The 19,123-nt window shown below is 73.1% G+C and carries 11 protein-coding genes and 1 pseudogene; 7 read left to right on the forward strand and 5 right to left on the reverse strand.

Annotated elements, in window-relative coordinates:
- Window position 1: 1 nt before the first annotated feature.
- From UK82_RS36800 to UK82_RS09495, 6 genes and pseudogenes are all read left to right on the forward strand, one after another.
- Window positions 2-227: pseudogene (locus tag UK82_RS36800) on the forward strand (GDP-mannose 4,6-dehydratase); the annotation flags it as partial.
- Window positions 228-348: 121 nt separating this feature from the next.
- Window positions 349-2,094, forward strand: coding sequence for a hypothetical protein (locus UK82_RS09475; RefSeq protein ID WP_396230504.1), 1,746 nt, complete (start codon window positions 349-351; stop codon window positions 2,092-2,094).
- On the forward strand, window positions 2,091-3,449 hold the full coding sequence (locus tag UK82_RS09480) for a glycosyltransferase family 4 protein (protein ID WP_044886718.1): 1,359 nt from the start codon (window positions 2,091-2,093) through the stop codon (window positions 3,447-3,449). The genes UK82_RS09475 and UK82_RS09480 overlap by 4 nt, the downstream gene beginning before the upstream one ends.
- A 25-nt stretch (window positions 3,450-3,474) precedes the next feature.
- Window positions 3,475-8,325 carry an alpha-(1->3)-arabinofuranosyltransferase family protein gene (locus tag UK82_RS09485; protein ID WP_055406914.1) on the forward strand — a complete coding sequence of 1,617 codons (4,851 nt, stop codon included), beginning with the start codon at window positions 3,475-3,477 and terminating at the stop codon, window positions 8,323-8,325.
- 166 nt (window positions 8,326-8,491) lie between these two features.
- Complete coding sequence (locus tag UK82_RS09490; protein ID WP_044886720.1) at window positions 8,492-9,637, forward strand: HoxN/HupN/NixA family nickel/cobalt transporter; 1,146 nt, start codon at window positions 8,492-8,494, stop codon at window positions 9,635-9,637.
- A gap of 521 nt (window positions 9,638-10,158) precedes the next feature.
- Window positions 10,159-11,457 (forward strand): glycoside hydrolase family 26 protein, encoded by a 1,299-nt coding sequence (locus UK82_RS09495; protein WP_236705713.1) that lies wholly within the window; start codon window positions 10,159-10,161, stop codon window positions 11,455-11,457.
- A 243-nt stretch (window positions 11,458-11,700) separates the two neighbouring features.
- Here the strand turns inward: UK82_RS09495 and UK82_RS09500 are convergent, their stop codons facing one another.
- The 5 genes from UK82_RS09500 to UK82_RS09520 form a co-directional block, all read right to left on the reverse strand.
- The gene (locus UK82_RS09500) at window positions 11,701-12,144 is read right to left on the reverse strand and encodes a DUF3037 domain-containing protein (RefSeq protein ID WP_044886722.1); all 444 of its coding nucleotides are present in this window, start codon (window positions 12,142-12,144) and stop codon (window positions 11,701-11,703) included.
- Window positions 12,137-13,069, reverse strand: coding sequence for a HipA family kinase (locus UK82_RS09505; protein ID WP_044886723.1), 933 nt, complete (start codon window positions 13,067-13,069; stop codon window positions 12,137-12,139). The genes UK82_RS09500 and UK82_RS09505 overlap by 8 nt, the downstream gene beginning before the upstream one ends.
- Before the next feature lie 96 nt (window positions 13,070-13,165).
- Window positions 13,166-13,903: a hypothetical protein gene (locus tag UK82_RS09510; RefSeq protein ID WP_044886724.1), complete on the reverse strand. Its 738-nt coding sequence runs from the start codon at window positions 13,901-13,903 to the stop codon at window positions 13,166-13,168.
- Window positions 13,904-13,974: 71 nt separating this feature from the next.
- Window positions 13,975-14,649 carry a Crp/Fnr family transcriptional regulator gene (locus tag UK82_RS09515; protein ID WP_044886725.1) on the reverse strand — a complete coding sequence of 225 codons (675 nt, stop codon included), beginning with the start codon at window positions 14,647-14,649 and terminating at the stop codon, window positions 13,975-13,977.
- Between the two features lie 331 nt (window positions 14,650-14,980).
- A complete protein-coding gene (locus UK82_RS09520; protein WP_044886726.1) occupies window positions 14,981-15,949 on the reverse strand; it encodes a pirin family protein in 969 nt (322 codons plus the stop codon).
- Window positions 15,950-16,175: 226 nt separating this feature from the next.
- Here UK82_RS09520 and lon point away from each other — a divergent pair, with 226 nt between their 5' ends.
- Window positions 16,176-18,785 carry an endopeptidase La gene (gene lon / locus UK82_RS09525; RefSeq protein WP_044886727.1) on the forward strand — a complete coding sequence of 870 codons (2,610 nt, stop codon included), beginning with the start codon at window positions 16,176-16,178 and terminating at the stop codon, window positions 18,783-18,785.
- The last annotated feature ends 338 nt before the right edge of the window (window positions 18,786-19,123 follow it).

The raw sequence follows: 19,123 nt of genomic DNA on the forward strand, positions 1-19,123 counted from the left end.
NGGCGTTCGGGCGGGTGGGGATTTCGGACTGGTCGGGGTTGGTGCAGCAGGATCCGCGGTTTTTCCGGCCGGCGGAGGTGGATGTGCTGGTGGGTGATCCGTCGAAGGCGCGCGAGGTGTTGGGGTGGACGCCGCGGGTCGGGTTCGAGGAGTTGATCGCGATGATGGTCGACGCCGACCTGGCTCTTGAGGTGGAATCAACAGGTAAGGCGTTGACGATCAGGTGAACGCCCTTCCCCGGACGAAACGCGCGGCCGGCCACCCCGCCGCGGGTGAACCGGCCACGCGCGGGTATTCCCCGGCGCGCGCCGGGGAGGACGCCTGCGTGTGTCGTCGGGGAGGACGCTGATGAACCGCAACGCCGTCCCGCCGGGGGACCTCTCGCCCACCGTCCGGCGCGCGGCGGCGCACCGGACGAGATCCGGTCCGACCGCCCCGGATCCCGCCTCGACCGGCCCGATGGTGGTACGGCCGGAGATGAACCGCCCGCCGACCACCGGGCCGCTCCCCCGCGGCTCCGGGTCCGCCACCATCAACTCGAGCACCACCGGACCCACCGCGGTGAGCCCGCTGTCGACGGGCCCGCTGTCGACGGGCCCGCTGTCGACGGGCCCGCTGGCCCCGGGGGCGATGGTGGCCGGACCGGTTCCCGCCGGCGCCGGGCCGGCGGAGCGGGCCGTCCCCGCCGAGGCCGGGGACGGCTGGACGCTGCGCAAGCGGCTACGGCAGACCCGCGGCACTCGGCTGCGCGGTGCGCTGCGCGGCGCCGTCCCCCTGGCCCTCGCCGGCCTGCTTGCCAACGCCGCGAACATGGGCGTCACCCTGATCATCGCCCGGGCGATGAGCACCAGGTCCTACGGCGCGGTGGCCCAGCTCATCGCGATCTTCTTCGTCGTGTCGATGCCGGGCAGCGCGCTGCTCGTCGGGGTGGTCCGGCGGGTCACCACCTGGCAGCACAGCGGCCGGCTGCACCTCATGGCCGCCTGGGTGAACCGGGTCCGCCGGGTGGGCGTCGCGACCGTGCTCGTGGTCGCGGTGCTCGCGATCATCGGGCGGGGATACGTGGCGCGCGAGCTGTCGCTGCCCGGCCCCGGCGGCGTCGCCGAGATCATCACGGCGGGGGCCGCGTGGTGCCTGCTGTGCGTCGACCGGGGGTTGCTCCAGTGCGCCCGCCAGTACCCGGCGCTGGCCACGAACCTGCTCGTCGACGCCGTGGTGAAGACCGTGTTCACGATCGGCCTGGTGCTCGTCGGCCTCGACGAGTCCGGCGCGGCGATCGGCGTCCTGCTCGGTGTGCTCGCGGCCCTCGCCCACGTGCGGTGGACTCTGTATCGCAGCCCGGAAACGATGGGCCGCAGCCCGGAAACGATGGGCCGCAGCCCGGAAACGATGGGCCGCGGCCTGGAGGCGCCGGGCCGCGACCGGGCCGCCCCGCCGCCCGGGCAGCCGCCCCCCGCGGCACCCACCTTGACGCCCACCCAGGCGCCGACCCGGCTGGCGGTGGAGGTCGGCGCCGCGTTGGTCGCGCTCGCGCTGCTCGGGCTGCTGCAGAACGTCGACGTGCTGCTGCAGGGCCGGCTCGCCCCGGACCGCTCGGGCTCCTACGCGGCCGTCTCCGTCGCCAGCAAGGTGATCGTGCTGGCTGCGGTGGTGCTGGCCGGGTTCCTGCTCCCGGAGGCGGCGGACCGCCGGCATCTCGGGCAGCACGCTCTGCATCAACTCGGTGCGACGATCGCGATACTCCTCGTACCGGCGATGGGGTTGCTCTTCGCCGCTCTCATCGCACCGGAGAAACTGCTTTCCCTGGCCTTCGGCCCCCGTTTCACCGACGCCTCCGGCGCGCTCCTTCCCCTGGCCGCAGCGATGACCTGTCTCGGAGCTACCGTGCTGTTCACCCATTACCTGCTCGCTCTCGGAGAGCGAGGCGTCCTGCTGGCCCTGGGCCTCGCCGCCGCGGCGACCATCCCCCTGCTGGTGTGGGCGGATGGTTCGCCGACGGCGACCGCTCGGGCCGATCTCGCCTGCCAGGCCGCGTTGGCCGTCGTCACCGGCCTGTCGGTGCTCGCCGCGGCCCGCCGGACGGCTCGGGCATGACCGCGCCGAGCAACGGCCGCAGCCCCGGTCCCGGTCCCGGCGCGACGATCCCGCCGACCCCGAAGGGTCTGATCCTGCCCCAGGTCGGCGCCGGCGCCGCGGTGCCGCCGGGAATCCTGGCCCCGCAGCTCGGTGCGCCGGGCATCGAGGACGTCCCCCGGCGCCCCTCGCTCGCCGAGCTCGTCGAGACCTCCGGGCTGCGCCGCGTGCACGTGCTCGCCTGGCGCGACCTCGACGACCCCGAGTCCGGCGGCTCGGAGCTGCACGCCGACAAGGTCGCCGAGCGCTGGGCGCAGGCGGGCATCGACGTGAGCCTGCGCACCGCGTTCGCCCCCGGCCATCCCGAGTCGGTCCGCCGCCACGGTTACTCGGTGGTGCGTAAGGCGGGGCGCTACTCGGTCTTCCCGCGCACCGCCCTGTCCGGCGCGCTGGGCCGCACCGGTCCGTGGGACGGCCTGGTGGAGATCTGGAACGGCATGCCGTTCTTCTCCCCCGTCTGGGCCCGCTGCCCGCGGGTGGTGTTCCTGCACCATGTGCACGCCGAGATGTGGCGGATGGTGCTCTCCCCGAAGCTGGCGAAGGTCGGCGAGACGGTGGAGTTCAAGGTCGCCCCGCCGCTGTACCGGCGCACGCGGATCCTGACGCTGTCCCAGTCGTCCCGACACGAGATCATCGAGCTGCTCGGCCTGCCACCGCGCAACATCTCGGTCGTGCCGCCGGGGATCGACCCGGCGTTCACCCCCGCCGGCGAGCGGTCCCCGCATCCTCTCGTCCTCGCCGTCGGCCGGCTGGTGCCGGTCAAGCGCTTCGACATCCTCATCGACGGCCTGCTGCGGGCGCACGACGAGCACCCGACGATGGAGGCGGTGATCGTCGGCGACGGCTACGAGCGGCCGGAGCTGGAGAAGAAGATCCGGGCCGCCGGGGCGGGCGCGTGGCTGCGCCTCGTCGGGCGCGTCGACGACGACGAGCTGCTCTCGCTCTACCGGCGCGCCTGGGTGCTCACCTCGGCGTCCGCCCGGGAGGGCTGGGGAATGACGATCACGGAGGCGGCGGCGTGCGGCACGCCGTCGGTGGCCACCCGCATCGCCGGGCACACCGACGCGGTCGTCGACGGTGAGACCGGCGTGTTGGTGGAGGACCCGACCGATCTGGGCAAGACACTGGCCGGCGTGCTCTCCGACGACGACCTGCGAGCCCGGCTGTCCGCCGGTGCCCTCGCCCACGCCGCGACGTTCACCTGGGCGGAGACGGCCCGCGCCACGTTCGCCGCGCTCGTGCGGGAGGCGGCCCGCCAGCGCGGGTCCGCCTCCCCCGCGGCCCGCGCCGCGGACGTGATCGGCCAGCGCCGGTGACCCTGGCGACCACCCCGGTGATCCGGTGACCCTGACCACGTCACCGTCCGGTGCCGACGGGGGTCGCCCGCCGGCGCCGGACGGCGCCGCCCAGGCCCCGTCCCCGCGCGCCGCGGACCCGGCGACCCCGGCCGGGCGACGCCCGGACCCGCGGACCGGCGGCCGGCCGGACCCGGCTGGTCGGGCCGGTGCGGCGGTGTCACGGGGCCGCCGGCTGCTGCCGACCTGGCCCACGCTGGTGCTGGCCGCCGTGGCCTACCTGCCGCTGCTGGCCACCGCGCCCGGCAAGATCGGCGCGGACACGAAGGCGTACCTCTACCTCGATCCGGGCCGGATGCTGCGCCGGGCGGTCTCCATGTGGGACCCCGCGATCGGCATGGGCACCGTCACCCACCAGAACATCGGCTATCTGTACCCGCAGGGGCTGTTCTACTGGCTGCTGGACATCGCGGGCCTGCCCGACTGGGTGGCGCAGCGGCTGTGGACCGGCTCGATCCTGTTCGGCGCGGGCGCCGGTGTGCTGTTCCTGCTGCGCTCGTTCCGCTGGCCGGACCGGTTCGCGTTCGTGGCCGCCGCCGGCTACATGCTCTCGCCCTACATCCTGGAGTACGAGGCGCGGATCTCGGCGATCCTGCTGCCCTACGCCGGGCTGGGCTGGCTGATCGGCATCACCGTGCGTGGCCTGCGGGAGGCCGAGCCGGGGCGCGCCGGCTGGCGCCCCGCGGGCTGGCGCTTCCCCGCCGCGTTCGCCCTGGTCGTCACCACGATCGGCAGCATCAACGCCTCCAGCCTCATCTTCATCCTGTTCGCGCCGCTGCTGTGGGTGCCGTTCGCCGTGTGGGGCACCCGGGAGGTCCGCCTCGGCGCCGCCGCGGGCATGTGCACCCGGGCCGTGCTGGCCGTCCTCGTCACCTCGGCGTGGTGGATCGCCGGGCTGTACACGCAGGCCGGCTACGGGCTGAACGTGCTCGCCTTCACCGAGACGATCGAGACGGTCGCCAGCAGCTCGCAGGCGTCCGAGGTGCTGCGAGGCCTGGGCAACTGGTTCTTCTACGGCCAGGACGCGCTCGGCCCCTGGATCGGGCCGGCGACCCACTACACGCACGACCTGTGGCTGATCGTCGTCAGCTTCGCGCTGCCGATCCTCGCGCTCGCAGCGGCCTCGGCGATCCGCTGGGGGCACCGCGGCTACTTCGTCGCGCTCATCCTGCTGGGCACCACGATCGCCGTCGGCGTCTACCCCTACGACGACCCCTCCCCCTGGGGTCGGCTGTTCAAGGACTTCGCGGAGGGGTCGACGGCCGGGCTCGCGCTGCGCTCGCTGCCGCGCGCGGTCCCGATGGTCGCCCTCGGCCTGTCGGTGCTGCTCGCGGGCGGCCTGGCCGCCCTGGAGGAGCGGTACGCGCTGCGCGCGGCGGCCGGGTCCGGCCCGGGCGGCGGCGGGCGTCGCGCGGGCTCCGTCGGCGGCGGCGGTGCCGCGCGAGGCTGGCGGCCTGGGGTTCCCCAGCTCGCGATGGGACTGGTGCTGGTACTCATCGCCGCGAACATGTCGCCGCTGTTCCGCGGCGAGTTCGTCGAGCCCCTGCTGAAGCGTCCCGAGCAGGTCCCCGCCTACGAGACGCAGGTCGCCAAGGCGCTCGACGCCGGCGACGACGGCTCTCGGGTGCTGGAGCTGCCTGGCGCCGACTTCTCGCACTACCGCTGGGGCAGCACCCTCGACCCGGTCACCGAGGGGCTGATGGACCGGCCGCTGGTCCTGCGCGAGCTGATCCCGTACGGCGAGGCCGGCACCGTCGACCTGGTCCGCTCGCTGGACCGGCGGATGCAGGAGGGCGTGCTGGAGACGTCCGCCGTGCCGGACCTGGCCCGGCTGATGGGCGTCGGCGACGTGATGCTGCGCAGCAACCTCGCCTACGAGCGTTACCGCACCCCGCGGCCCCGCTCGACGTGGGACCTGTTCACCTCCACCCGGCCGGCCGGCCTCGGCGCGCCGCAGACCTACGGACCGCCGGTGGCCGAGGATCCGGGGATCCCCTTCACCGACGAGATCACGCTCGGCACGAAGACCTCGGTGCCCGATCCCCCGGCGCTGGCCGTCTTCCCCGTGTCGAACACCCAGCCGATCGTGCGCACCGCCACCACCGCCCGGCCGTTGCTGGTCAGCGGCAACGGGGAGGCGCTGGTCGACGCGGCCGCCTCCGGGCTGCTCGCCGAGCCCGTCGCGTCCGGGCGGGCGATCCTCTACGCCCCCGAGCTGGCCAGCAAGCCGGGCGAGCTCGCCCAGGCCCTCGACGACGGCGCCGACCTGCTCGTCAGCGACACCAACCGGCTGCGGGCCGAGCGCTGGACGGGGGTCCGGGAGAACTTCGGCTACGTCGAGCAGCCCGGCGTCGCCCCCCTGGTGAAGGACCCGAACGACAACCGGTTGCCGCTGTTCGGTGACGAGACGACCGCCAACGAGACGACGGCGGCCCTGCACGCCCCCGGCACTCCGGCGAAGATCGCCGCGGTGACGGCGTCGGCCTACGGCAACTCCTTCGCCTACGGCCCCTGGGACCGGCCGGTGCGCGGCATCGACGGCGACATCAACACCGCCTGGCGGGTCGGCGCCTTCACCGACCCGACCGGTGAGGCGTGGCAGACGACGCTGGCCGCGCCGACCACGACCGACCACGTCCGGCTCACCCAGCCGCTGTCCGGGCCCCGCAACCGGTACATCACCCGGGCGACGCTGACGTTCGACGGCGGCTCCCCCGTCACCGTCGACCTCACCCCGTCGTCGCGCACCCAGGTCGGCCAGGTCGTCAGCTTCCCGACCCGCACGTTCCGCACGCTGCACATCCGGGTCGACGCGACGAACTACGGCCGCCAGCGCACCTACGACAACGTCTCCGCCGTCGGCTTCGCCGAGGTCGAGATCCCCGGCACGGACGGTAAGGCGCTGACCGCCGACGAGGTGCTGCGGATGCCGAGCGACAGCCTCGACGCCGCCGGCGCCTCCTCCCTCGGCCACCGCCTGGCCCTGCAGATGTCGCGGGACCGGGCCAACCCGGCCGAGCCGTTCAAGCAGGACACCGAGGAGATCATCAGCCGGTCGTTCGCGCTGCCGACGGCGCGGACGTTCGCGCTGACCGGCACGGCGCGAATCTCCGCGTACGCCGCCGACGACCACATCGACCGCCTGCTCGGGCGGCCGTCGAACCTGCCGGTCGTGTCCTCGTCCGGCCGCCTGCCCGGTTCGCTCGCGGCCCGGTCGTCAAGCGCCTTCGACGGCGACGTCACCACCGCGTGGAGCCCCGGCATCGGCGACCCCGAGGGCGGCTGGCTCCAGGTCGCCTCGCCGGCCCCGATCACCACCTCCTCGGTGACGATGTCCATCGTCGCCGACGGCCGGCACTCGGTGCCGACCCGGATCGGGCTGGTGGTCGACGGCCGGGTCGTCGGCTCGGTGCCGGTGCCACCGGTCACCGACACCGCCCAGCGTGGTGGTACCCGCCAGGTGACCCTGACCTTCCCGGCCGTCACCGGCAGCACCTGGCGGTTCGTCGTCGACGACGTGCGGACGGTCAAGAGCATCGACCCGATCAGCCGGTCGCCGTTGTCGATGCCGGTGGGCATCGCCGAGATCGGGCTGCCGGGCCTGGCCAGCGGAGTCACCGAGGCCCCGGGCGCGGGCCAGAGCACCACCGCCACCCAGAGCGCGGGGGCCGCCTCGGCCCTGCTCCCGGCGCAGCTCCCGGGGACCTGCCGGGACGACCTGCTGAGCATCGACGGCCACCCGGTCGGCGTGCGTATCGACGGATCCACCTCCGACGCGGTGAACCGCCTCGGCCTGCGGGTGTCCACCTGCGGCGGAGCGCTCACCCTCGGCCCCGGCGAGCATGTGATCAAGACCGGGGACGGCGCCGAGCTGGGCGTGGACATCGACCGCCTCCTGCTCGCCTCGGACGCCGGCGGCGGCCCCTGGCTGGGCGCCGGCGACGCCGGCACACCCGCCACCGGCACACCCGCCACCGGCGCGGCGACGCCGACCGGCACCCCTACCGCCAGGACGGCCGGCGCGGCCGGGTTGTCGCCGCGGATCATCGTCCAGTCCTCGGACGCGACGTCGTTCACCGCGCAGGTCACGGGAGCCCAGCCGGGGACGCCCTTCTGGCTGGTGCTCGGCGAGAGCCTGTCGCGGGGGTGGAAGGCGACGGTGAACGGCGCCGACGCGGGCCAGCCGCGGCTGGTCGACGGCTACGCCAACGGCTGGCGGATCAACCCGACGGCCGCGGCGTTCACCGTGACCCTGACCTGGGCGCCGCAGCAGATCGTCCGCTACTCGCTGGTGCTGTCCGCGGTGACGGTCGTGTTCTTCCTGGCCCTGCTGCTGTTCACCACCCGCCGCGCACGCCGGCGGGCGGCGGGTGCGGTCGAGCCGGGACCGGACCTGCCGACGGTCGACCCCTGGTCGATCCGTCCGGTACGGATCGACTGGCGGACGGCGGCATACGCCGCGGTGGGGGCCGGGCTGCTCGCCACGGTCCTCGTCTCGGTGGCCGCCGGGATCGTCGTCGCCCTCGCCACCGTGATCGCGCTGCTCGCCCCGCGGGGCAGGTGGTTGACCCGGGTCGGCCCCGCGGTCTGCCTGGCGGTCAGTGCCCTGTACGTGCTGGAGGTGCAGGCCCGCCATTCGCTGCCGACGAACGGTGACTGGGTGGAGGCGTTCGGACGGGTCGCGACGATTTCGTGGCTCACGGTGCTGCTGCTGGCCACGGATCAGCTCGTCGCGGTGCTCCAGGGCGGTCGACGGGCCGCGTCCGGGCTGCCTGGGCCGTCCGGGCGGCCCCTCGCCGGGCCGAGCGGGACGGAGCCGGCCGCGGACAGCCACTGAGACGGTTGACGACGGCACGTCCCGACATGGTGGTCCCGCCACCTGTCGTCGCGGTGCTCCTGCAACAGTGTTGCAGGAGCACATTGGGCATGGTTATGGTCATGCCTGCCCGGCCGGCAGGGGACACCACCCGCGACCGGTGACGGGGCGCCACGAGGGAGATGCCATGACCACGCCCGTCGCCACCGGACCAGGACGGAACCTGCGGGCGCGGGTGAGCGGCGCGCTCGACCGACGGGAGTGGACGACCCTCGGCGCCATGGCCGCCGTCATCGTCGGCCTGCATGTGGTCGGCTGGCTCCTGCTGACCGCGGTCATCGCGCCGCACCACTACCGGTTCGGCGCCGACGGCCAGGTGTTCGGCGTCGGCCTCGGGGTCACCGCCTACACCCTCGGCCTTCGGCACGCGTTCGACGCCGACCACATCGCCGCGATCGACAACACCACCCGCAAGCTCATGACGGACGGCCGGCGGCCGCTGTCCGTCGGGTTCTTCTTCTCCCTCGGCCACTCGACGATCGTGTTCGCGCTGGCCGTCCTGTTCGGCGTCGGGGTGCGCTCGCTGGCCGGCCAGGTCTCCGACGACGGGTCGACCCTGCACGACGTCACCGGCTGGATAGGCACCACCGTCTCCGGCGGATTCCTCTACCTCATCGCCGGCATCAACCTCGCCGTGCTCGTCGGCATCGTGGCGGTGTTCCGCGACATGCGCCGCGGCCTCGTGGACGAGGCGGCGCTGGAGGAGCGGCTGAACTCCCGCGGTTTCGCGAACCGCCTCCTCGGCCGCGTCACGCGAGCGATCACCCGGCCGTGGCAGATGTATCCGCTCGGGCTGCTGTTCGGTCTGGGTTTCGACACCGCGACAGAGGTCGCGCTGCTGTTCCTCGCCGCGGGTGCCGCCGGCAGTGGGCTGCCCTGGTACGCCATCCTCGTGCTGCCGGTCCTCTTCGCCGCCGGCATGAGCCTGCTGGACACGATCGACGGGTCGTTCATGAACTTCGCCTACGGCTGGGCTTTTTCCAAGCCGGTCCGCAAGGCGTACTACAACATCACCATCACGGGTCTGTCGGTCGCGGTCGCCTTCCTCATCGGCACCGTCGAACTGCTCGGCATCCTCGCCGAGAAGGCGCACCTGTCGGGTGGTTTCTGGGACTGGGTCTCGGGACTCGACCTGAACGTCGTCGGCTATTTCATCGTCGGCCTGTTCGTCGTCACCTGGGCGGTGAGCCTGCTGGTGTGGAAGGTCGGCCGCATCGAGGAGCGGTGGGCGGCGGCGGGACCCGAGCGCGGCCAGCCCGAGCCGACGGCCTGAGCGGGTCACCGCGGCGAACCCGCCCAGGCCGGCCCCGATCCCACATACACACGGTTACCAGCGTGTCCCGCCTGCACGGGTGAGGCCGCCCGTTCGAACATCTTTTGTGGGGAAATCGCGGACCCGCTCGACACGCGGAGCCCAGCCGCATCGACACGGAGAGTAATTACGATCTTACTTGCTGCCTAGTATCCCCCTGCTAGCGACTGGCCAGGACCGACACTCGTCGATTCCGAGGACCGATTGCATCAGGCGGGGGAATGACTCGAACAGAGCAGGCAAGGCCGCCCATGGGACGCCACCGGCGGGAAACCCGGACATCGGGTCCGAGCAGGGCCCCGGCGACAGAGACAACGGCAAGAGAATTTCGGAGGACTCGTCGGCGAGGAATCCGTCGATGGCTTCTTCTCGCCGTTCTCTGCATCGCCCCGATCTTTCTTCTGGGAGGACGCATAAGCCCGGCGCTCGCGGTCTTCGAGCAGACGGGGTCCATTGAGGACGACAGCCGTCAGATCAACTACGTGAACGTATGGACCACCTGCGGCGGATGCGCGCCGCCCACGGACAACAGCAGCTACCGCTACTCGGTCGCCGCGGGAGCGACGGTCGGGATCCGGTTCACCGGCGCCCAGATCGACATCTACGGCATCCGGTCGCCGCAGGGCGGGATCATCACGGTGAGCATCGACGGGCAGGCGCCTCACACCGTCAACACCTTCGCTCCGCTGCCCACCAGGGCACTGTTCTACCGCTCGTCGGTACTCAGCGACGGGCCGCACACCGCCTTCGTCGTCAACCTCGGCCGATCCGCGGGCGGATCGACGGGCACCTGGGTCGGTTTCGACAAGGCTGATACGTTCCGCGAGGTCACTCCGCCGACCACGCCGCCGACCACGCCGCCGACGGAGCCGAACCGCTCCGGACTGCCGTGGCTGTCGGGCGTCAACGGGGATCCGATCATGGTGCCGGCCGATGTCGACGGTTTCTGCGCCAACCGGGGCAGCCCCTGCGACCTCTCCCACGTCTTCGTGAGCCGCAACAGCTGGCAGAACATGGTCGCCCCGTCCTGGGCGGAACAGAACTTCACCGGTTGGCCGGGCCGACTGGTCCTCTCCGTGCCGCCGTTCCCGGAGAACATCGGGGCCTCCCTGGAGACGTGCGCGACGGGGGCGTACGACACCTACTGGCGGCAGTTCGGCAACACCCTGAACTCGACCGGCCGGCAGAACTCCATCATCCGGATCGCCTGGGAGGGCAACGGCGACTGGTACCAGTGGTCCGGGCAGAATCCGACCGCGTACGTCAACTGCTGGCGTAAGGTCGCCGACGCCATCCGGTCGACGGCGAATCCTGATCCGCTGCTCGACTGGTCCATCAACGCCCACTACTCCCAGAACCCGCCGAGCCACAACCCGCTGGACCTCTACCCGGGTGACCAGTGGGTCGATGTGATCGGCATCGATGCCTACGACCACTACCCGCCGTCGCGCACGCTCGCGGAGTTCACCAAGCAGGCGAACGAGACCGGCGGCATCACCTGGCTGTACAACTTCGCCCGCCAGCACGGGAAGCTCTTCGGTGTCGGGGAATGGGGCGTGGTGAGCGGTCGCGACGACGACGGCGCCGGCGACAACCCGAACTACATCCAGTTCATGTGGGACTGGCTGCGGGAACGGGCCGGCAAGGGGCTGTACTACGAGAACTACTTCAACACCTGCGAGCCCCCCAACGTCGGCTCGAACCTCTATCGCCCGTTGGACACCGAGCACTGCCTGTTCCAGAACAACCAGTCCGCGGCCCGCTACAGGGACCTGTGGTAACGCGTGCGGCTGCCCGGGCCGTCCCGTCGCCCCCCGGCGACGGTCCCTCTGGTGACGGTCGCTGACGACGACTGGGTGCCGGAACCGGGGCGGGGCGGCGGGATTCCCGCCCGCCGCCCCGCCCTTCCTCGTGGCCGAGCTCGTGTTCCTTGCCCTTCCACAGCCCTTCGCGTCCGATTTGCCCTCGCGGAAGGGCCCGTGAGGTGCGGCGCGGTTCCCGGTGGCGTGGGTGGCCGCGCCGGGTCAGGGAGTCGCGGGATCGGGGTCGGGATCGAGGTCGAGGTCGAGCGAGGGGACCGGGGGTCCCGGCGGGTCGACCAACAGGGCGACGAGGCGATCCAGCTCGGCCGCCGGGTCGCCGGTCAGGCCGGTGTGGACGGGCGAGGTCTGCACGACGGTGCTGCGCGGCGCGGTCAGCCAGCGGAACCGCTCTCCGGCGGTGAGCCGCCCGGCCGGCCCCGCCTGCTCGCCGCCGCAGCAGACGGCGCGAAACGCCGCGAGATGGGCGACGACGACGGCCGGGTCGAGGTAGGGATCGAGGACGCCCAGGCGCCCCTCGTCGAGCCGGCAGCGCAGGTCCAGGTAGCGGGAGCGCTGGCAGTACAGCATCACGCCGACGTTGACGAACTCGCCCCGTTCCACTCGCGGGACGATCCGGATCATCGCGTACTCGAACAGCTCACGCATCGCGGTTCTCCACGGCCGCCGCCCCGCCGGTCCGCAGCCAGTCCCCCGCGCGCAGCCAGTCCGGCCGGCCCGCCTTGGCCGAGTCGGCCGGGCTGGCACCGCGCCGGCGGCTCGCGAGCGCGGCGGCCGCCACCCGGGCGCCCGGCGCCATCTCGGCGGCCGGATGCGCCTGCGCGAGCGCCGCGGTGACCGCGTCCCGCGTGGGCGCCCGGGCCGCGACCCGCGCCAGCAGCCAGTGGACGTAGTCGGCGCGCGGGACGTCCAGCCAGGCGTCGGGCACGCGGGCGAGAACCGCGGTCAGCAGCTCCGCGTCGATCCGCGGGGCCAGTGCGGTGTCGGCGGCGGCGAACGTCGTGGGTTGCGCGGCCACGACCGGCAGGAGCACATGGTCGGCGATGCCGGGCAGGACCCGGCCGACCGCCGCGGCCGCGCTCGCCCAGTCGTGGTGGGGGTACAGGGCGGCGCCGTGGTCGATCAACCACAGCCGACCGCCCCAGACCAGCAGGTTCGGGTTGCGCCAGGATCTGTCGACGTTGAGCGTCAGGGCGTCGAGCCAGAGCACCCGGGCGGCGATCTCGGGCGTGACGTCGAAGGCCAGTGGATCGTAGGTGATGGACCCGGGCAGGTAGTCCATGCCGAGGTTGAGCCCGGCGCTGGCCCGCAGCAGATCCTGGACCTCCTGGTCCGGCTCGGTGCGGCCGAGCTCGGGGTCGACGTCGATTCCGACGAGCTCGGGCACCGCGAGCCCGAGCTCGCGGGCGAGCTCGCCGACGATCACCTCGGCGACCAGCGCCTTCGGCCCCTGCCCGGCGCCACTGAACTTGACGACCCAGGTGCCGAGATCGTCGCCCTCCATCAGGCCGGGCAGGCTCCCGCCCTCCCGCAGCGGCGTCGCATACCGCACCGCCGTGACGTGTCGCAACATCCCGCCAGTCTGCCCGAGCCGTCACTGCCCCGAGCCAACACTGCCCTGGGCCGCCCGCCTGGCTGGCGGCAGCGGGGTCGGCGGCGGGCAGCGGGGTCAGCGGACGTGGACCGGCCAGGAGCCGGCCGGCGTCGAGACGATGGCGAACAGTGGGGATCTCGCCGCCCGCCGGGCGGGTTCCGGGCGCCGGTCGGCTGCCGCGTCCCGGGTGGCTGCCGCAGCGGCGAGCCGGGCCGTCGCCCTGGTGAGGCCGGGCATGAGCAACCAGGCGTCGACGCCGGGCCCCGACTCCAGCTCCACCTGCTCCGGACGGAAGTCCCGGCCGCGTAACCCCGGATAGTCGTGCTCGACCACATCGTCAAAGAGCTCGCCGGACACCGCCAGGGCGAGATCGACACTGGGATGGCGCCGCAGCTCGGCTCGTAAGGCGGCACAGTCGCGCAGCGCGGCGACCTTCACCACCGCCCGCCCGGAAAAGCCCGATTCGTCAAGGAAGGTGATTCCCTGGTGCAGCGCCACCCGCAGGCGAACCCGTTCCGTCCGCGGCACGCCGTCGTTCAGCCGGGCGATGGCGGAACGCAATGTGTCGACGAATGCTGCGACGAACCGCCCCTCGTCGATTCCGGGCGGCAGGAAGGCGATTTCCCCGCCGCCCACGGCGGGCGGGTTCCAGTGCGCCCGGTCCAGAGCGGCGACGCGACCGAGTTCCTCGATGACGGCGCCGAGATCCCGCCGCCATCGCGGCGGCCGCAGCACGCCGGGTATCTCGCCGGCGTCCCCGTCGATCTCCATCGCGATGCACAACCGCCGGATACCCGGTGGCCTTTCACTCACGCTGAACCTCCACGGGTCGGAGCCGGGGGAGTTTCAGTGTCACCAGGAACGAGGACGGCCGCCCCGTATTCTCACGGGTTTGCGGCGAGCCGCAGCGCGTCGAGATCCTGGATCACCACGGCCCGGTAGCCGGTGGCGAGGACGCCTCGCTGGCGCAGGTCCCGGAGCACCTTGTGGACCGTCGGCTCAGCGGCACCCACGAGGGCGGCGAGCTCCGGCTGGGTGAGCGAGACCCCGACGGAACGGCGCCCATCCGGCGACGAGCCGCCGTAGGCCCGCTCCAGCTCCAGGATCACCCGCGCCACCCGCACCGCGACCGAGCAGCCGCCGAACTCGACCCGCCGCCGGGTTGCCGAGCGCAGTTTCGCCGCGATCGTGCTGCTCAGTACCTGGTGCACGTCGGGCTGGCGGCGCAGGAACGCGACGAAGGCGTCCGCCCGAACGACCTTCGCCAGCACGGCGCCGGCCGCGGTCACAGTCGCGACCCGCGGTTCGGAATCGAGCCCGGCGAGCTCACCGACGAGGTCACCCCCGTGCCGGATCGCGAGCAGGGCGAACCCGCCGTTCTCGGTGGCGGCGGTGACCTTCACCCAGCCGTTGAGCAGCAGAACGACGAAGTTCGTGCGGTCGCCCTCGTGCATGACGACCTCTTCGCTCGCGTATTCACGATACGAACCGAGCCGCAGAATCTCCGCGCGACTTTCCGCCGCCATCCGACCGAGGACGCTTGCCGCCGGCCATTCCATCCGGCGCGGCCGCGGATCCCGGTCGGACCCGCCTCCCGTCGGTTCAGGCTCCTGCCACACGACGCCCCCTCGCCCATGCCAGCACGGCCGGTCAGCGACGGCACGGACCCCACGCACACCGCGTATGCGCGCGCACCGCCGGCATCACGCCCCGGCGACCGTTCGCGGGAGAGTCGTCACCGGACCCCCGGTCCCGTCATCCGGATGCTGATCCAGCATACCGAGACAATTATCCGAACGAGCCATTCCGGGAACGCAAGGGTGCAGATCGTCCGAATTGCGCAAATACGGTCCGGGCAGGATCACGCCACCGGCCGGACCGCGAGCGATCTCAGCCGCGGTGCGGCATGAGCGCGCCGGCCGGGATGACGCCGAGCTTGCCGGCCTGGAAGTCCTCGACGGCCTGGATCAGTTCCGCCCGGGTGTTCATGACGAACGGCCCGTACGCCTCGACGTGCTCGCGAATCGGACGCCCGCCCAGGAGCAGGACCTCCAGTGCCGGCGTCGTCGCGTCCTGCCGGGCGTCGGCCGCCACCGTCACCAGATCCCCGGCACCGAGGACGGCGAGCTGCCCGGCCTCGATCGGCCGACCAGCCGGGCCGACCGTGCCGCGGCCGCCGAGGACGTAGGCGAGCGCGTTGAACTCCGGGTTCCAGGGGACATGCACCCGCGCCCCGGGGCTCACCGTCGCATGGACGACGGAGATCGGCGTGTGCGTCGAGCCCGGACCCCGGTGCTCGCCCACCGCGCCCGCGATGACGCGCAGCAGCGCGCCGCCGTCCGGCGAGGCGACCAGTTCTACCTGCCCGGCCTCGAGGTTCTGGTAGCGCGGCGGGGTGAACTTGTCCCGGGCCGGCAGGTTCACCCAGAGCTGGATGCCGTGGAACAGGCCCCCGCGCACGACCAGTTCCTCCGGCGGGGTCTCGATGTGCAGGATGCCTGCGCCGGCGGTCATCCACTGCGTCGCGCCGTCCGTGATGAGCCCGCCGCCGCCGTGGGAGTCCTGGTGCTGGAAGGTGCCGTCGATCATGTAGGTGACGGTCTCGAAGCCGCGGTGCGGGTGCCACGGGGTGCCCTTGGGCTCGCCGGGGCCGTAGTCGACCGCGCCCATCTCGTCCATGTGGATGAACGGGTCAAGGTCGGTGAGCCGGACGCCCGCGAAGGCGCGACGGACCGGGAACCCCTCGCCCTCGAAGCCGCTGGGCGCGGTCGTGATCGTGCGCACCGGGCGGTCGACGGCACCGAGCGCGGGCTCGGCCAGCCGGGGCAGCCGGACGGTGTCGGCGGTGACGGCGGGCATGTCGTCCTCCTGGCTGTGCTTGCGGCCGCCGGCGGGCCGGCCCGAGCGGGCCCGTCCCGGCGTCCTAGACAGTTGTATATGCAACTACCTGGCCGACACAACCACACCCCCGCCGCAATCCTTCCCGCCACGGATGTTCGCTCTGGGCGAGCAACCTCGGGAACAACGGTAGGCTAATGGGACTTCAGTCCAGGTGACTCAACTTCCTCACGTGAGGGTGGACCACATGCCACAGATCCGGGTGTTGCCCGTCCTGCCGCTCGACGACGCCGTTGTTCTCCCCGGCATGGTCGTGTCCCTCGACATGTCCGACGAGCAGACCCGAGCCGCCGTGGACGCCGCCCGTGCCGACGGCTCCGGTGGCTCCGGTGGCTCCCCCGACGCCCGCGCGCCGGGGATCTCCAGCCGCGCCGCCGGCCGGCCCGCCGAGGTGCTGCTCGTGCCCCGTGTCGACGGCGAACTCGCCGAGGTCGGCGCGGTCGGGGTGATCGAGCAGGTCGGCCGGCTGCCGCGCGGCGGCTCCGCGGCGGTCGTGCGCGGCACGGCGCGAGCCCACGTCGGCGGCGAGCGGCCGGCCCCGGCCGGCCGCGGCACCGGCGTTGCCACATCCGCTGCCACGGCCGGCGATGATGCCGGCGCCGGGAGCGGCGCGGGCGTGCGGTGGGTGGACGCGGTCGTCGTCGACGACGACGCGGCCGCTCCCTTCGGCGCGCTCGACGACCCGGCCGGCACCCGCGCCGGTTCCCCGGCCGACGAGGCCGCCCGCGTGGAGAAGCTTGCCAAGGAGTACCGCGCGCTGGTCACGGACCTGTTGCGCCAGCGCGGCGCCTGGCAGGTCATCGATTCCGTGTCGGCGATCACCGATCCCGCCACGCTCGCCGACACGGCCGGCTACGCCGCCTACCTGACCACCGCGCAGAAGATCGAGCTGCTCGGCACGCCGGCGGTCGGCACCCGCCTGGAGCGGCTGCTGACCTGGACGAAGGAGCACCTGGCCGAGCTCGACGTCGCCGAGACGATCCGCCGCGACGTCCAGGAGGGCATGGATCGCCAGCAGCGCGAGTTCCTGCTGCGCCGCCAGCTCGAGGCCGTCCGCAAGGAGCTGGCCGAGCTGGACGGCCCGGACGGTGGCACCGACGGAGCGAACGGCTCGGAGCCGGCCGCCTACCGGGCCCGGGTCGAGGCCGCGGACCTGCCCGAGAAGGTGCGGGCGGCGGCGGTCAAGGAGGTCGACAAGCTGGAGCGCACGGCCGAGTCCTCGCCCGAGGGCGGCTGGATCCGCACCTGGCTCGACACCGTCCTCGACCTGCCCTGGAACGTCCGCGCCGAGGACTCCTACGACATCACCGCGGCCCGTGCCGTGCTCGACGCCGACCACTCCGGTCTCGACGACGTCAAGGATCGCATCATCGAGCATCTCGCGGTGCGCCGGCGGCGCGCGGACGCCGGTCTCGGGATCGTCGGCGGCCGGCGCGGCGGCGCGGTGCTGGCGCTGGCCGGCCCGCCCGGGGTCGGCAAGACGTCGCTCGGCGAGTCGATCGCGCGGGCCATGGGCCGCTCGTTCGTCCGGGTGGCGCTGGGCGGCGTGCGCGACGAGGCCGAGATCCGCGGCCACCGGCGCACCTACGTCGGGGCGCTGCCCGGCCGCATCGTGCGGGCGATCCGGGAGGCCGGCTCGATGAACCCGGTGGTGCTGCTGGACGAGGTCGACAAGCTCGGCGCGGACTACCGGGGCGACCCGACCGCGGCGCTGCTGGAGGTGCTCGACCCCGAGCAGAACCACACCTTCCGCGACCACTACCTCGAGGTGGAGCTGGACCTGTCCGACGTGCTGTTCCTGGCCACGGCGAACGTGCTGGAGGCCATCCCGGCGCCGCTGCTGGACCGGATGGAGATCATCCGCCTCGACGGCTACACCGAGGACGAGAAGGTCGTCATCGCCCGCGACCACCTGCTGCGCCGCCAGCTCGACCGGGCGGGGCTCGCCGAGGGTGACGTGACCGTCGGCGACGGCGCCCTGCACGCGCTGGCCGGGGAGTACACCCGCGAGGCCGGGGTGCGCGACCTGGAGCGCTCGATCGCCCGGCTGCTGCGCAAGGTCGTCGCCCGGGTGGCGCTCGGCGAGGCCGCCCTGCCGGTCGCGATCGACGCCGGGGATCTGACCGGCTACCTCGGCCGGCCTCGGCACACCCCGGAGTCGGCTGAGCGCACGGCCCTGCCCGGGGTGGCGACGGGCCTGGCGGTCACCGGCGCCGGCGGCGACGTGCTGTTCGTCGAGGCCTCCCTGGCCGACGCGGAGACCGGCGGCGCCGGCATCACGCTGACCGGTCAGCTCGGCGACGTGATGAAGGAGTCGGCGCAGATCGCGCTGTCCTACCTGCGCTCGCACGGGGTGGAGCTGGAGCTGCCCGTCGGCGACCTCGCCGACCGCGGCGTCCACGTGCACGTCCCCGCGGGCGCCGTGCCGAAGGACGGGCCCAGCGCCGGGGTGACGATGACGACGGCGCTCGCGTCGCTGCTGTCCGGCCGGCCGGTCCGGGCGGACGTGGCCATGACCGGCGAGGTGTCGCTGACCGGGCGGGTGCTGCCGATCGGCGGGGTGAAGCAGAAGCTGCTCGCCGCGCACCGGGCCGGCCTGACCACCGTGCTGCTGCCCCAGCGCAACGGGCCGGACCTCGACGACGTGCCCGCCCCGGTGCGTGATGCGCTCACCGTTCACCTGGTGACCGACGTCCGGGAGGTGCTGGACCTGGCGCTGGAGCCCGCGTTCGACGCCGACCACGGCGGCCGGTCGCCGGGGCGCGCCGGGCACTCTCCCACGGCCCTGGCCGCCTGATCACGCTCCTGCGCTCTCCCGCGGTCCGGTCGGTGTCCCCGAACACCGGCCGGACGGCGGGCGGCCGCCGTGAGCTGGGCGGATCGCACAGGCGAGACCGGCATGGCCGGACAAGACCGCATACGGCTTGCAAGCGACACGCCGTGGGCGAGGTAAACACCATGTGACGCCGGGCGCGCAGGACCCCGAACACGGCTACGGTCGGGGCGTGGATAGTGGCCGCTGTCTTCGGCAGGAGCGCATCGCACAGCAGCGCATCCTGGGGCTCAGTCGACAAGGGGTACGCCAACGACCGCGCGACAACCGCGGCCCGGCCCGCCCGCCAAGCAGGCCACCCG

The sequence above is a fragment of the Frankia sp. ACN1ag genome (assembly GCF_001414035.1).
Taxonomy (GTDB): domain Bacteria; phylum Actinomycetota; class Actinomycetes; order Frankiales; family Frankiaceae; genus Frankia; species Frankia torreyi.

Excerpts from the sequence above, each read along its gene's own strand:
- lon (WP_044886727.1), top strand. The coding sequence starts at position 16,176 with ATGCCACAGATCCGGGTGTTGCCCGTCCTGCCGCTCGACGACGCCGTT.
- UK82_RS09505 (WP_044886723.1), bottom strand. The coding sequence starts at position 13,069 with ATGTTGCGACACGTCACGGCGGTGCGGTATGCGACGCCGCTGCGGGAG.
- UK82_RS09475 (WP_396230504.1), top strand. The coding sequence starts at position 349 with ATGAACCGCAACGCCGTCCCGCCGGGGGACCTCTCGCCCACCGTCCGG.
- UK82_RS09490 (WP_044886720.1), top strand. The coding sequence starts at position 8,492 with ATGACCACGCCCGTCGCCACCGGACCAGGACGGAACCTGCGGGCGCGG.
- UK82_RS09500 (WP_044886722.1), bottom strand. The coding sequence starts at position 12,144 with ATGCGTGAGCTGTTCGAGTACGCGATGATCCGGATCGTCCCGCGAGTG.
- UK82_RS09520 (WP_044886726.1), bottom strand. The coding sequence starts at position 15,949 with ATGCCCGCCGTCACCGCCGACACCGTCCGGCTGCCCCGGCTGGCCGAG.
- UK82_RS09515 (WP_044886725.1), bottom strand. The coding sequence starts at position 14,649 with ATGGAATGGCCGGCGGCAAGCGTCCTCGGTCGGATGGCGGCGGAAAGT.
- UK82_RS09480 (WP_044886718.1), top strand. The coding sequence starts at position 2,091 with ATGACCGCGCCGAGCAACGGCCGCAGCCCCGGTCCCGGTCCCGGCGCG.